The organism is Brevundimonas sp., from assembly GCF_036677305.1.
In the GTDB taxonomy this organism is placed as follows: domain Bacteria; phylum Pseudomonadota; class Alphaproteobacteria; order Caulobacterales; family Caulobacteraceae; genus Brevundimonas.
Window position 1 is genome coordinate 1 of record NZ_JAKFEB010000252.1, and the last position, 13,392, is coordinate 13,392.

15 protein-coding genes are annotated in these 13,392 nt (G+C 70.0%); 4 read left to right on the forward strand and 11 right to left on the reverse strand.

Annotated elements, in window-relative coordinates:
• Both V6M42_RS14385 and V6M42_RS14390 read right to left on the reverse strand, forming a co-directional pair.
• A partial coding sequence (locus V6M42_RS14385; RefSeq protein ID WP_332679143.1) for an exodeoxyribonuclease VII large subunit occupies positions 1-434 on the reverse strand: 434 nt, incomplete at its 3' end.
• A gap of 91 nt (positions 435-525) precedes the next feature.
• The gene (locus tag V6M42_RS14390; RefSeq protein WP_332679144.1) at positions 526-1,062 is read right to left on the reverse strand and encodes a c-type cytochrome; all 537 of its coding nucleotides are present in this window, start codon (positions 1,060-1,062) and stop codon (positions 526-528) included.
• 222 nt (positions 1,063-1,284) lie between these two features.
• Here V6M42_RS14390 and nirK point away from each other — a divergent pair, with 222 nt between their 5' ends.
• Positions 1,285-2,409 carry a copper-containing nitrite reductase gene (gene nirK, locus V6M42_RS14395; RefSeq protein ID WP_332679145.1) on the forward strand — a complete coding sequence of 375 codons (1,125 nt, stop codon included), beginning with the start codon at positions 1,285-1,287 and terminating at the stop codon, positions 2,407-2,409.
• A gap of 30 nt (positions 2,410-2,439) precedes the next feature.
• Here the strand turns inward: nirK and V6M42_RS14400 are convergent, their stop codons facing one another.
• Entirely contained in the window at positions 2,440-2,859 is a 420-nt protein-coding gene (locus tag V6M42_RS14400) for a hypothetical protein (RefSeq protein WP_332679146.1), read from the reverse strand.
• Between the two features lie 76 nt (positions 2,860-2,935).
• Between V6M42_RS14400 and V6M42_RS14405 the strand changes: the two genes are divergently transcribed.
• Positions 2,936-3,097 carry a hypothetical protein gene (locus V6M42_RS14405; protein WP_332661168.1) on the forward strand — a complete coding sequence of 54 codons (162 nt, stop codon included), beginning with the start codon at positions 2,936-2,938 and terminating at the stop codon, positions 3,095-3,097.
• 46 nt (positions 3,098-3,143) lie between these two features.
• Positions 3,144-4,430: a phosphoribosylamine--glycine ligase gene (gene purD, locus V6M42_RS14410; protein WP_332661169.1), complete on the forward strand. Its 1,287-nt coding sequence runs from the start codon at positions 3,144-3,146 to the stop codon at positions 4,428-4,430.
• On the opposite strand, the gene V6M42_RS14415 is transcribed toward purD, so the two are convergent.
• Positions 4,424-4,924, reverse strand: a complete 501-nt coding sequence (locus V6M42_RS14415) for a hypothetical protein (RefSeq protein WP_332679148.1) — start codon at positions 4,922-4,924, stop codon at positions 4,424-4,426. The two genes, purD and V6M42_RS14415, sit on opposite strands and share 7 nt — an antisense overlap.
• Positions 4,925-4,989: 65 nt before the next feature.
• Complete coding sequence (locus tag V6M42_RS14420) at positions 4,990-5,703, reverse strand: murein L,D-transpeptidase catalytic domain-containing protein (protein ID WP_332679149.1); 714 nt, start codon at positions 5,701-5,703, stop codon at positions 4,990-4,992.
• A gap of 130 nt (positions 5,704-5,833) precedes the next feature.
• Here V6M42_RS14420 and V6M42_RS14425 point away from each other — a divergent pair, with 130 nt between their 5' ends.
• On the forward strand, positions 5,834-7,141 hold the full coding sequence (locus V6M42_RS14425; protein WP_442880980.1) for an amidohydrolase family protein: 1,308 nt from the start codon (positions 5,834-5,836) through the stop codon (positions 7,139-7,141).
• Between the two features lie 159 nt (positions 7,142-7,300).
• On the opposite strand, the gene lpxK is transcribed toward V6M42_RS14425, so the two are convergent.
• The 6 genes from lpxK to V6M42_RS14455 form a co-directional block, all read right to left on the reverse strand.
• A complete protein-coding gene (gene lpxK / locus V6M42_RS14430; RefSeq protein ID WP_332658031.1) occupies positions 7,301-8,317 on the reverse strand; it encodes a tetraacyldisaccharide 4'-kinase in 1,017 nt (338 codons plus the stop codon).
• A 163-nt stretch (positions 8,318-8,480) separates the two neighbouring features.
• Entirely contained in the window at positions 8,481-9,767 is a 1,287-nt protein-coding gene (locus V6M42_RS14435; protein ID WP_332679150.1) for a 3-deoxy-D-manno-octulosonic acid transferase, read from the reverse strand.
• A gap of 1 nt (position 9,768) precedes the next feature.
• Entirely contained in the window at positions 9,769-10,458 is a 690-nt protein-coding gene (locus tag V6M42_RS14440; protein ID WP_332679151.1) for a lysophospholipid acyltransferase family protein, read from the reverse strand.
• Positions 10,455-12,299: an ABC transporter ATP-binding protein gene (locus tag V6M42_RS14445; protein ID WP_332679152.1), complete on the reverse strand. Its 1,845-nt coding sequence runs from the start codon at positions 12,297-12,299 to the stop codon at positions 10,455-10,457. Before V6M42_RS14445 ends, V6M42_RS14440 begins: the two co-directional genes overlap by 4 nt.
• Positions 12,300-12,330: 31 nt before the next feature.
• Complete coding sequence (locus V6M42_RS14450) at positions 12,331-12,894, reverse strand: hypothetical protein (protein WP_332679153.1); 564 nt, start codon at positions 12,892-12,894, stop codon at positions 12,331-12,333.
• Positions 12,891-13,392: hypothetical protein (locus V6M42_RS14455; protein ID WP_332679154.1), on the reverse strand; the 502-nt coding region annotated here is incomplete at its 5' end. The genes V6M42_RS14455 and V6M42_RS14450, both read right to left, overlap by 4 nt.

Below are 13,392 nucleotides of genomic sequence, written 5' to 3' on the forward strand. Positions count from 1 at the left end.
GGTTCGAACAGGCCCTCGCCGGCCAGTTTCGCCTTCAGCCGCTCCAGCTGGGCCAGAAGGGCGCCGGCGCCGGCGGCCTCCATGGTCTCGATGACGATCTGGTACGACGACCGCGCCGGATAGGAGGTGATCTTGCCGGTGACGATGACCTCGAGGCCCGACTCGGGCCGGACGCCGAGGCCGCGGACCGATCCCTTCCAGATGACGCCGTCGATAGCGGCCTTGTCGTCCTTGAGCGTCAGATAGACGTGGCCCGAGGCGTGGTGATTGACCTTGGAGATCTCGCCGCGCAGGCGGACGTGGCCGAAGCGGTCCTCGAGCGTGCGCTTGAGGGCGAACGACAGTTCCGAGACCGTCTGCGGAGGATTGTTGTCCCGCGCGGGCGGCGGCGGTTCGTCAGCCGGGCCCTCGAAGACGTAGGAGTCGTCGCTCATCGGGGCAGGGTAGCGGGCGAAGGCGGCGGCGGGAATGGGCGCCGGCCCGCTGTCTCCCCGGCGGCGGTCCGCCGACCGCCTGACGAGCCCCCTAGGCCGTCGGCGGGCGCCGGGTCTGGGTGGCGATATAGGCGATCAGGTCACGCCGGTCCTCGGCGTCGTGCAGGCCGGCGAAGGTCATCTTGTTGCCGGGCAGGAATTCCTTCGGATTGTCCAGCCAGTGATCCAGGTTGTCCGGGCCCCAGACAAAGTCGGCGTCCTGGACGGCCCTGGAGTAGGTGTAGCCCTCCATGGATCCGACCTGACGCCCGAACAGTCCCCACAGATTGGGTCCGGTAAGGCGGGCGCCGCCCTCCGCCAGCGTGTGGCAGGAGCGGCAACGGGCGAAGGCGGCCCGGCCATTGGCGAGGTCGGCGGTGTTGTACGGAGGGGACAGGGTGGCCAGCGTCAACTGCGCGTCCGCATCCGAAATCGCCCCGGGCGCGGCGGCGGCCGGAGTCGGCGTCGTAGTCGACGCCGGGGACGCGGGTCCGGCGGTCGAGGGCGCCGGGGCGGCCGGCGCAGGCTCCGACTCTCCGCATGAGGTGAGCAGGGCGGCCGACGCCATCAAAAGAAGAACCCGGGTCATGATCGTTCCCTCAAATCCAGGACTGACCGGAACGCTCTTATCACCTGACTTCGCCGCAACCAAAGGTGTCGCCGCCTCAATTACACCGGAGCACTTTCTTGCGTTCCGGTATTCACCCTAAGTATTCCAACCGATCAATTTTGCAGCACGGCGACGGTATGTTCGCGCGCGGCCCTGCGAATTCCCTCCTCGATCATCCAGGCGTCGTCGGGAAACCAAACAATGCTTGATCGACGCTCCGCCATGTTCGTGCTCCCCGCCGCCGGGGCGCTGGTCGCAACCGTCGCCGCCTGTTCCCAGGGGACCGCGAGCAGCGACGGCGACGCCGAAACCAACCCCGATGACCTGGAAAGCGTCACGGTCGATCTGGTCGCGCCGCCGTTCGTCCACGCCCATGATCAGGTCGCCAAGGGGCCGCCCAGGGTGGTGAAGTTCCGGATGACGACCCAGTCGAAGACCATCGTGGTGGACGAGGCCGGCACGACCTTCCACGCGATGACCTTCAACGGCTCCATGCCCGGGCCGACCATGGTGGTCCACGAGGGCGACTATGTGGAGCTGACGCTCGTCAATCCGGCGGACAGCACCCTGCCGCACAACATCGACTTCCACGGCGCGACGGGCGCATTGGGCGGAGCCGCCCTGACGCTGGTCAATCCGGGCGAGCAGGCGACCCTGCGGTTCAAGGCGACCCGCGCGGGCGTGTTCGTCTATCACTGCGCCCCGGAGGGCATGGTCGCCTGGCATGTGGTTTCCGGCATGCATGGCGTCCTTATGGTCCTGCCGCGCGCCGGACTGTCCGACGCCGAAGGCAAGAAACTGACCTACGACAAGGTCTTCACCATCGGCGAGTTCGACCTCTACCTGCCCAGGAACGGGGCCGGCGGATACACGACCTATCCGACGGCCGAGGAAGGATACGCCGACACGATCGAGGCGATGCGCGGCCTCGTGCCGAGCCACATCATCTTCAACGGGGGCCATGGGGCGCTGACCGGCGAAAATGCGCTGAAGGCCAGGGTCGGCGAGACGGTGCTGTTCGTCCACTCGCAGGCCAATCGCGACACCCGTCCGCATCTGATCGGCGGGCACGGCGACTGGGTCTGGGAGACCGGCAAATTCGCCAATCCGCCCCAGCGGGATCTGGAAACCTGGTTCATCCGCGGCGGCTCGGCGGGGGCCGCGCTCTACAAATTCCGCCAGCCCGGGCTCTATGTCTATCTGAACCACAATCTGATCGAGGCGACGCTGCTGGGAGCGGCGGCCCATGTGCAGGTCGAGGGCACGTGGAACGACACCCTGATGAAACAGGTCAGCCCGCCCGGGCCGATCCCGGCCGGGGCGTGAGAGCGCAGGCTCCGGTGAGCCGCCCGTCCGCTAGTTTTCTTCACGCGCCCAGATGGTGCAGCGCGCGATCCAGTGTTCCAGTTCAGCGATCAGATGGAGATAGGACCGCGTCTCGAACGTGTGGACCGTCTGCGCATCGCCGTCGAAGCGGAAGGGGACGTCCTGCCGCCGCCGGCCGCGATCGGTCCGGGGCCAGGGCTGGTAGATCACCGTCAGGTGGAAGGCGCCCTCGGGATCGAACTCGGGCCGGAACTCGACGTCGATGTTGAAGCGGCGACCCTCGTTCGTGGCGTGGAAGACCGAGGAGCCGCCGATGTCGGTCAGGTCGCCGTCCATGGTCACGAGCAGCTGGTTCCAGCCGATCCTCCAGCCCGCGGGAATGCGTAGCGGCTGCATCTCCCTGTAGGCGGGCGAGTCAGGGAAGGCTTCGTAGTAGGGCAGGATCTTCATGCCCCGAGGTTTAGCGGCGAATCCCCGGTCCGCAATGGCGCGGGAACGGGCAGGGGCGGCGGGCCGTTGCCGAAGGATGGCAGACCCCCGCGACACCGACCCGAACGACCAGGACCCGCGCGAACGCGATCTCGGACGGCGCAGCCGCGCTCCGGCGGTCAGCCCCTGGCTGGTCATCGGCCTGCTGTTTCTGCTGGGGGCGGGGGTCTATGTGATCTCCGCCATGGTCATGCGGTAACCATGCACGACTTGACCGGCCCCTCCGGTGCGGTCATTGCGCGGGCATGAATATCCTGCTGGTCGGATCGGGCGGGCGAGAGCACGCCCTGGCGTGGAAGATCGCCCAGTCGCCGCTGCTGCGGCGTCTGGTCATCGCGCCGGGCAATCCGGGCATGGAAAAGCTGGGCGAACTGGCCCCGATCAAGGTCACCGAAGCGGACAAGCTGTGCGCCCTGGCGCGCGAGATGAAGGCCGATCTGGTGGTGGTCGGGCCCGAGACGGCGCTGGAGGCCGGGCTGGCCGACCGTCTGGCGACTGCGGGCATCCCCTGTTTCGGACCGACCAAGAAGGCGGCCCAGCTGGAAACCTCCAAGGCCTTCTCCAAGGCCTTCATGGAGCGGCACGAGATTCCGACGGCCGGCTACGGCGTCTATGAGCGGCTGCACGAGGCGCGGCAGGCGCTGACGGTGTTCAAGCCCCCCTATGTGATCAAGGCCGACGGCCTGGCGGCCGGCAAGGGCGTGGCCATCAGCCCCAACAAGCGCGAGGCCGAGGCCGAGATCGAGCGGATGCTGGGCGGCCGGTTCGGCACGGCCGGGGCGCGGGTGGTGATCGAGGAGTTCATGGCCGGCGAGGAGGGCTCGCTGTTCGCCGTCTGCGACGGCCAGCGCGCCGTGCTGCTGGGCGGGGCGCAGGACCACAAGCGGGCCTATGACGGCGATCTGGGACCGAACACGGGCGGGATGGGCAGCTATTCGCCGGCGCCGGTGTTCACGCCCGAGCTGGTCGAGGCGGCCGACCGGCTGATCGTCCAGCCCGTCGTCGCGGCCATGGCGGCCGAGGGCATGCCCTATCGCGGGGTGCTGTACGCCGGGCTGATGGCGACCGAGGACGGGCCCAAGGTGGTCGAGTTCAACGCCCGCTTCGGCGATCCGGAGTGCCAGGTGCTGATGATGCGGCTGGACGGGGATATCGTGCCCCTGCTGCTGGCCTGCGCGCGGGGCGACCTGACCCGGGCGCCGGTCCCGGCCTTCCACGACGAGACGGTGATCTGCGTGGTGCTGGCGGCCTCGGGCTATCCCGACAGTCCGCTGACCGGCTCGATCATCCGCGGGGCCGAGCAGGATTTCGGGCCGCATGTGCAGGTCTTCCACGCGGGCACGCGGCGGCGGGCGGACCGGCAGCTGGCGGCGGCGGGCGGCCGGGTGCTGAACGTCTGCGCGCGCGGCAAGGACATCGCCGAGGCGCGCGAGCGGGCCTATGCGGCGATCAGGAAGATCGACTGGCCGGGCGGCTTCCACCGCACCGACATCGGCTGGCGGGCGATGGACAGGGCCGAAGCCGCTCAATAGTGCGGCCGGGACTCCTTGAGCCGGTGCAGCCGTTCGAGCTCGCGGCTGCGGGCGAGGGCCGCCTCGAGGCTGGGCTCCTTCCACCGGTTGGCCATGCCGTTCGGGTAGCAGAGGTCGAAGATCATCTGCGCGCCGGGGACGAAGTCCGGCAGGACCTGCCAGTCGCCCGGGACACCGTCGACATAGGTGCGCTCACGCCGGTTGACGCAGTCGGCCTCGCGCACGAAATCCATGAACCGCGTCGGCTGCAGGTCGGCGTCGAAGTCGCCCGGGGTGACGGTCCGCACGCGGACGAGGCCCTCGGCGTTCGGTCCGGCGCCGTAGTCATTGGCGGACACCCAGTAGTCGACGCCCCGGCCCGGAGTCGGCCCGGGATAGAAATGCTGCAGCAGCATCCATTCGCCGGGCCCGGCCGTGGGCACGGGATCGGGATCCCGGGGCGCGGACTCCTGGACGGCGAGGGCGAGCCAGGCGGCGGCGAACAGTGCGAGCATCGATTCACTCCGGGCAGGCAGGCATCAAGCGCAACCCCGGTGGTGATGTCAAAGGCGGTCGGGGGTCAGGCCCAGGCGAACAGCAGCCGGCCTTCGCCCATGCGCTCGCGCAGGCGGGGCAGGTCGGCGTGGGCGACCGAGAAGCAGCCGTAGGACCGGCCCAGCTTGCCCTCGCGGGCGAGGAAGGCCGGGTCGGCGTAGTCGGCGCCGTGGATGATGATGGCGCGCTCGCGGGCGCGGTCGTTGGAATATTCCAGCCCGTCCAGCAGGACGTTGGGGCCCTGCTGGGCGCCGAAGCCGGGGCCGGCGGTGGCGTAGGCGCCGACCGAGGACTTGTAGCTCTCGGGCGTATTGCCGAATTCGCGGGCGTAGCCGCTGTGCGCCGGATCGGAGCCGCGGCCGTGGGCCGTGCGCATCAGGGTGACGGCGCCGCCGTGCAGGTCGACCTCGTACAGGCGCTCGTCGCCCGAGAATTTCTGGAAGTCGACCAGATACATGCGGTCGCGCTGGGTGATCCTGCCCTTGTGGATGTCGAGGGCGGCCATGGCGCGGTCCATCAGCTCCTGACGGATCTGGCCGCGGGGATCGAGCGGGCGGGTGGTGTTCAGCTCGGCCGTGATGACCTCGGGCGGCTGGGCGATGACGATGGTCGGAACCTGGGTCTGCGCCAGGCCGGGCAGGGGCCGGAAAGCCGCCGTCTGCGTGGCCGCGGACGCGGTGGCGCAGCCCGACAGCAGCGCAGCGCCGCCCAGTATGAATCCACGTCTCGCTAGCCGCATGCGACGCCCCTCGCACGTTTCTGGAGCACAGGTTGTTTCAGGTCGTAACGGAGGGATCAACCTGAGCCTTGGCGAAACCGCCCGGACGTCTAAGGTGCAGGCCTGTTTCCGGGAGGGTTTCGTGAAGTCGATCACATCGTTGCTGGCGGCCGCGGCCGTATTGTTGGCCACAGGCGCCGCGGCGCAAACCCCGGCTGTCGCGCCGGTTTCTCCCGATGAGGGAACGACGTTCGTTCATGCGGGCCGGCTTCTGGCCGATCCGGCGACCGGCGTTGTGCAGCGCGATAAAACTCTCGTGATCAGAGGGAACCAGGTCGTCGAAGTGCGCGACGGCTTTGTCGGAGAGGGCCGGATCGTCGATCTGCGCGACTCGTTCGTGCTGCCCGGACTGATCGACAGCCATGTGCATCTGACCGGCGAGCAGAACCCGAACGGGCGTCTGGAGGCGGTGACCCAGTCCAATTCCGAACAGGCCATGGTCGGCGCCCGCTATGCGCGGCGGACCCTGATGGCCGGGTTCACGACGGTCGCCGATCTGGGCGCGACCAATGAGTCCATCTTCGCCCTGCGCGACGCGATCCGGCGCGGCGACGTGCCGGGACCGCGGATCATCGCCTCGGGCTCGGCGGTTTCGGTCCACGGCGGCCACGGGGACATCAACGGCTACCGTGAAGACGTCATGCATCTGCTGTCCGACGAGAGCGTCTGCTCGGGCGTCGACGACTGCATGCGGGCGGTGCGCACCCAGGTGCGGTCGGGGGCGGACATCATCAAGATCACGGCCACGGGCGGGGTGCTGTCCAATACGGCGGCGGGTCTGGGCCAGCAGTTCTCGGACGAGGAGCTGGCCGGGATCGTCGGGGCGGCCCACCGGATGGGCCGTCTGGTCACGGCCCACGCCCACGGCGCCGACGGGATCAACAGCTTCCTGCGGGCCGGCGGCGACTCGATCGAGCACGGGACCTGGCTGGACGACGAGTCGATCCGGCTGATGCGCCGCGACGGCGTCTGGCTGGTGCCGACCCTGATGGCCGGGGATTTCGTGGCCCGGATCGCCTCGGGTCCGAACAATTTCTTCACCCCGGCCCAGACGGCCAAGGCGCTGGAGGCCGGGCCGAAGATGCTGGACATGGCGCGGCGGGCGCATGAGGGCGGGGTGCGGATCGCGTTCGGCACCGACACGGGCGTTTCGGCCCACGGCGACAACGCCGGGGAGTTCGCGCTGCTGGTCCGGGCCGGCCTGACGCCGCTGGAGGCGGTGCAGTCCGCGACCGTGGGGGCGGCCTCGCACCTGCGGATCTCGAACGAGGCCGGGCGGATCGCCGCGGGCATGCCGGCGGACCTCATCGCGGTCAACGGCGATCCGCTGACGGATGTGACCGTGCTGGAGCACGTGCGGTTCGTGATGAAGGGCGGGGTGGTGTACCGGGCGGAGTAAGGTTCACCTCCCCATGAGCGAAGGCGAATGGGGAGGACAGACCGCGCAGCGGTCAGGAGGGGGCGGCTCCGGCGGATGAGAGTCCGGCGCGAACCGACTCCCGCCGGAGCCGCCCCCTCCTGATCGTCGCTGACGCGCCGATCTGTCCTCCCCATCGGCCTACGCCGATGGAGAGGTGACGCGACGGAGCAATTCTCCGAACCCTGCCTCATCCTCGAACTTCGCCTTCACCGGCCATGAGACGACCCGCGCGCGCCATTCCGGCGGCAGGCGGGACCAGTCCTTTTCGGTGGTGATCAGGCGGGCGCCGAACTGGTCGGCGCGGTCGGCGAGGAAGCGCAGGTCCTGCTCGCGGAATTCGGCGTGGTCGGGGAAGGGGGCGAAGTCGGCGAGGTCGGCGCCGGCGGCTGCAAGCGAGCGCTCGACCTTCCACGGCTTGGCGATGCCGGCGAAGCCGAGGAGCGGGCCGGGCGGGGGCGGGGCGGCGGCTTCCAGCCGGGCGATGAAGACCGGCAACGCGCCGAAGGTCTCGACCAGTTCCGGATCGGCTTCCCCGAGATCGGCGGGCAGGAGGACGACCACGGCGTCGGCGCGGGACAGGCCCGCCTTCAGCGGCTCGCGCATCGGACCCGAGGGAAAGACCGAGCCGTCGCCGAAGGGCCATTCGCCGTCGCGGGTCTCGCCGTCGACGACGATGAGGCTGAGCGTCTTCTTGAGGGCCGGGTTCTGGTGGGCGTCGTCGAGCACGAGGGCCCGGGCGCCGGCCTGCGCGGCCGCGCGGGCGCCGGCGACGCGGTCGCGGGCGATCCAGGCGGGGCTGTCCAGCGCCAGCATCAGGGGCTCGTCGCCGACGTCGGCGGCGGTGTGGACGGTCAGGTCGACGCGTGTCGGCCCTTCCAGCCTGCCGCCATAGCCGCGCGACAGGGCGTGGGCTTCGACCCCGGAGGCGCGGAGCAGGCGCAGGACCTCGCGGGCGACCGGGGTCTTGCCCGAGCCGCCGACGGTCAGGTTGCCGATGGAGATGACGGCGGCGCCCGGATCGACGGGAGTCCCGCGCGCGATGCGGCGGGCGGTGGCGGCGGCCCAGATCCACGAGACCGGCTTGAGCACGAAGCGCAGCACCGAGGCGTGGCGCGGCTCGCGGGCGTACCACCAGCGGGGGGTGTTCAGCTTCATCTGCGGGCCCGCCTGCCAAACCCGTCATTCCGGGGCCGCGAAGCGGAACCCGGAACCCAGGAGGGCGCGCGCTCCTGTCGGCCTCCATCGAAGACCGGATCCGGTCCCCTGGGTTCCGGGTTCGCTCTTCGAGCGCCCCGGAATGACGGAATGAGGAGGGACGTCATCGGCGGGTTCTCGCCGGCAGCAGCGGTTCCAGCGCATCCCACAGCCGGTCAAGACCGGAGCCCGCCTCGGCGGCGGCGCGGCGGCCGCGTTCGCCCATGCGTCTGGCCTCGGCCTCGTCGGCCAGCAGGGGGGCGAGGACGGCGGGCAGGTCCCAGGGCGCCTCGACGACGGTCAGGCCGCCGGCGCTGACCAGGGCGTCGGCGACGGCGGCCCAGTTGGTCATGTCCGGGCCGGTCACGGCGGGCTTGCCGAGGCGGGCCGGCTCCAGCGGATTGTGACCGCCCACCGGCGGCTTCTCCAGCGCGGCGGAGAACGAGCCGCCCATGACCACGACGTCGGCCAGCCGCAGGAACAGCCCCATCTCGCCCAGGGTGTCGGCGACATAGAGGTCGGTATGGCTGTTCAATTCGCGTCCGTGCGAGCGGACGGCGAAGCCGTAGCCGTCGCGGGTCAGGGCGGCGGCGATCCCGGCGCTGCGTTCGGGATGGCGCGGGACGATGATCAGGCACAGCCGGTCGGCCAGTTTGTCGAGGGCCCGGACGATGGCGATTTCCTCGCCGTCATGGGTGCTGGCGGCGACGACCACGGGCCGGTCGCCGATAGCGGCGCTGAGACGGGTGAAGGCGGCGGGATCGTGCGGCGGCGCCTCGCCCGCGAGTTTGAGGTTCACCTGGCCGTCGATACGGGCGCCGAGGCTCTCCAGCCGGGCCGCGGAGGTCTCGTCCTGCGGCAGGATGCGATCGAAGGCGGACAGGATTTCGCGAGCGGCGCCCGGGAAACGGCGCCAGCCCTCGACGGTCTTTTCGGTGATCCGCGCGCTGGCGAGGACCAGCTTCACGCCGCGGGCGCGGGCCTGAAGGATGAGATTGGGCCACAGTTCGCTCTCGACGAAGACGCCCAGCGCCGGCTTCCAGTGGTCGAGGAAGGCGGCGACGGCGCCGGCCGTGTCGACCGGGGCGAACTGGTGGATGACCCCGGCGGGAAGTCGGCGGGCCAGCAGGGCGGCTGACGTCAGGGTGCCGGAGGTGACCAGTACGGTCAGGTCAGGCCGCCCCTTTCGCAGGCGTTCGACCAGGGGCAGGAGGGACAGGGTCTCGCCGACGCTGACGCCGTGCAGCCAGACGAGGTCGCCTTCGGGCCGCGCGACCGAGGCGAAGCCGAGGCGCTCATCGACGCGGGCGGGGTCTTCCTTGCCCTGTTTGGCGCGGGCGTCGAGCAGGCGCGGGGCCAGGGGCTCGAGCATCCGCGTCAGCAGGCGGTAGACGGTCAGGGCGAGGCTCACGTCAGATCCGCTCCAGGCCGACGAGCGCGTCGGCGGCGGCCTCGACCGCGGTCAGGCGCGCGGCCCAGTCGCGGGCGACATCGGCCAGTTCGGCGCCCTCGGGGAAGCGATCGACGTCCCAGACGATGGCGCCCCGCCCGAACGGCAGGGGCAGCACGGCGCGGTCCCAGCTGTTCAGCCGGATCGCCGGATTGCAGGACAGGCCGATCAGCAGGACGGGGTCCTTCGAAAGCTTCGCCAGCAGGGGCAGGCCTTCGGCCATTTCGCGCATCGGCCCGCGGGGGCCGTCGGGCGTGATGGCCAGACCGCCGCCGCCCTTGAGCTGGCGCAGGCCGTCGCGCAGGGCCTGGGACCCGCCCTTCGCCCGGTCGGCCTTGTCCTTGTTGGACGAGGAGCCGCGGATGGCGGGGAAGCCGAGACGGGCCACGGCCCGGGCGATGAACTGGCCGTCGGGGCTGAGCGAGATCAGGGCCTTGGGCGACTGGGCCCTGTCCAGCGGCCAGCAGGCGGGCGAAAGGCCGATGCGCGAATGCCAGAAGGCGCACAGCACGCCGCCGCCGTCGGCCCAGACCTTTTCGGCCGCGGCCTCGTTGCGGTGCGTCCAGCGGATGGTGGCGAAGCAGAACCGCATCCATTGGGCCAGGATCCAGGCGAGGGTCGCCTGGATGACAGGGTTGCGCAGCGGTCTCATGAAACGGTCGCGACCGTGACGGGGTCGCCGTCCAGCGACTGCTGCTTCGCGAGGCGGGCGTAGAGCCCGCCCTTCCTGACCAGCGCGGCGTGCGACCCGGTTTCGACGACGCGGCCGGCCTCGATGACATGGATGCGGTCGGCGTTGCGCACGGTCGACAGGCGGTGGGCGATCATCAGGGTGGCGCGGCCCTGCATCAGCCGTTCGAGAGCCGCCTGCACGAGGGCCTCGCTCTCGGTGTCGAGCGCGCTGGTGGCCTCGTCCAGCAGCAGGATGGGCGCGTCCTTGAGGAAGGCCCGGGCGATGGCGATGCGCTGGCGCTGACCCCCGGACAGGCGCAGGCCCGCCTCGCCGGCGCGGGTGGCGTAGCCCTCGGGCAGGGCGGTGATGAAGTCGTGGGCGGCGGCGGCGCGGGCGGCGGAGACGATGTCTTCCGCGGTGGCGCCGGGGCGGCCGTAGGCGATGTTGGCGGCGATGGTGTCGTCGAACAGGAAGGGCTCCTGCGTCACCAGGGCGATGGCGGCGCGCAGGTCGTGCAGCTTCAGGTCGCGGATGTCGCGGCCGTTCAGGGTCACGGCGCCCCCCGTCACGTCATAGAAGCGCGGCAACAGGCTGAGGATCGTGCTCTTGCCGCCGCCGGAGGGACCGACGAGGGCGACGGTCTCGCCCGGGGCGACGGTCAGGCTGACGTCGGACAGGGTCGGGGCCGCGCCCTCCGAGGCCGGGCCGTAGGCGAAGGAAACGCGGTCGAAGGCGACGGTGGTCGGGCCGTGTTCGAACGGGGCGGCGTCGGGCGTCTCGCGGATCTCGGGCTGGATGTCGAGGGCGGCGAACAGACGGCGGGCGGCGGTCAGGCCCTCGGTCATGACGGTCTGCAGATTGGTCACCTGACGCAGCGACTGGCCGGCGGCCATCAGCAGGCCGATGAAGGCGGCGAAGGCGCCGACGCTCATTGCGCCGTCCTGGGCCCGCCAGCCGGCGTAGGCCATGACGGCGGCGACCACGATCATGGCCACCAGATTGCTGAAGGGGCCGGCGAAGGCGCGGGAGTCGGCGGATTTGATGACGTGGCGCTGGCGTCGGGAGACGACCTCGCCGACGCGGGATTCCTCGGCGGCCTCGCGGTTCTCGATCTTGATAAGGCGGACGCCGTCGAGGTTCTCCATCAGGGCGGTGGAGAGGTTTTCGGTTTCCTTCATCGCGCCGGTGGTGGCCTTGCGCGTGCGCCTCGAGAAACGGCGCAGGACGAGGGTGATCACGGGCACGCCCAGCAGGACGATGGCTGTCAGCTGCCAGTCGATGAAGGCCATGGAGGCGATCACCGCCACCAGCGTCAGGCTGTGCTGGGTGTAGTTGACCAGACCGTTGGTGAAAGCCTCGCGGACAAGGTTGGCGTCGAACAGGACCGAGGAGACAAAACTGCCCGAGTGCTGGCTGCGCAGCCGGGCGAGGTCGGCGCGGATCATCGCCGCAAACAGCCGCACCTGGATGTCCCCGACGATGCCGTGACCGAGCCGGTTGACGAGCGCGGCCTGGCCCAGCGAGGCGATCGTCTGGACCAGGGCAACGCCGATGATCGCGGAAGGGATGACCACGAGCGCACGCTCGGGGGAAATGGACAGCCCCCACAGGGAGACCGGCTCTTCAAGATTCAGGAACAGGCCGTTGATGGCGGGTTCCAGCAATTTGAGGATGGCGGCTGTCATCAGGGCGGCCACGGCGGCGCACAGCATCGACAGGAACAGCGCCGCCTTGTGATGCGAAAGGTAGTCGCGCCAGATCCGCGCCAGCAGGGGGCGAAGGGGTTCCTTCTCGTCGTCGGCGGGGGCGGGCGGCGTCATGCGTCCGAGGTCGGACGGCTTGGGGGGGAAGTCAAGCAGGGAGGCGCGGGATGCGAGGCCGTGGGCCGCGGGTTCGCGCTTTCCAGAGACGAGCGAGGTCGACGTCCGGACGCCGCAAGGCCTTCTTCCGGCGTCTGGCGGCCGTCGCGGCAGCCGCGCGCACCCACGCCGCATGACGGGCCGAAGGCTCTCCCGCCAGCCAGCGCTCGCAGACGCTGAGCAGCAGGGTGAGGTCGACGATATAGCCAAAGCCGATCTGGGCTGAGACCACGCCCCACTGCGCAATCTCGGGATTGTTAAGCCCGACAACCTCCGCCACCACCATCAGCACCAATGCTGCAGTCATGAGGAGGGGCCACCAGCGGTCGGACCGCAAGCATAGCCAGCCGAAGATCAGAAGGCGGACGTAGTCGGCGATCATGCGGGGCAAATAGAGTCCCGCGCCTTCCCATCCGTAGATGATGGACATGGCCGCGACCGCGAAATGCAGAAGCATCACCGCTGCGGCGAAGCGTTCAGTCCGACCGCCCCAGATCCAGGCGACGGCATAGGCCGCCATGCCAAGGCAGACTCCGACCGCGACCCAGATGGTCATGGAAAGACCTCTGCGGGTTCGCCCGACCGGCCGGCGACTGATCGACGGGCTTGACCGCTTCCATTCTGTCGGGCGCTCGTCGCCGTATCCGCACGCGCCCAGGCGGCGCGGCCGGCCGGTTCTTCTCCCGCAAGCCGACGCTCCCAGACGCCGAGCAACAGGCTCAGGTCGGCGAGGTAGCCGAGCCCGAGTTTGGCGGAGGCCACGCCCCACTGGGAAATGGCCGGATCAAGCCATCCCACGACATCGACCACCGCTATCAGACCGAAGGCCGCCGTCATGAGGAAGGGCCACCAACGGTCGGAGCGCAAGCACAGCCAGCCAAAAAGAAGAAGGCGTCCGTAGTCGGCGATCCGCCCGGGCAGATAGTTGTGAGTGCCGTCCACCGTGCGCAGAAAGTTGAGGGTTATGAGCACGCAAACCACGAGCATCACCGCGGCGGCGAAGCGTTCAACGTGTCCGCCCCGGAACCAGGCCGCCGCGTAGATCGCCACGCCG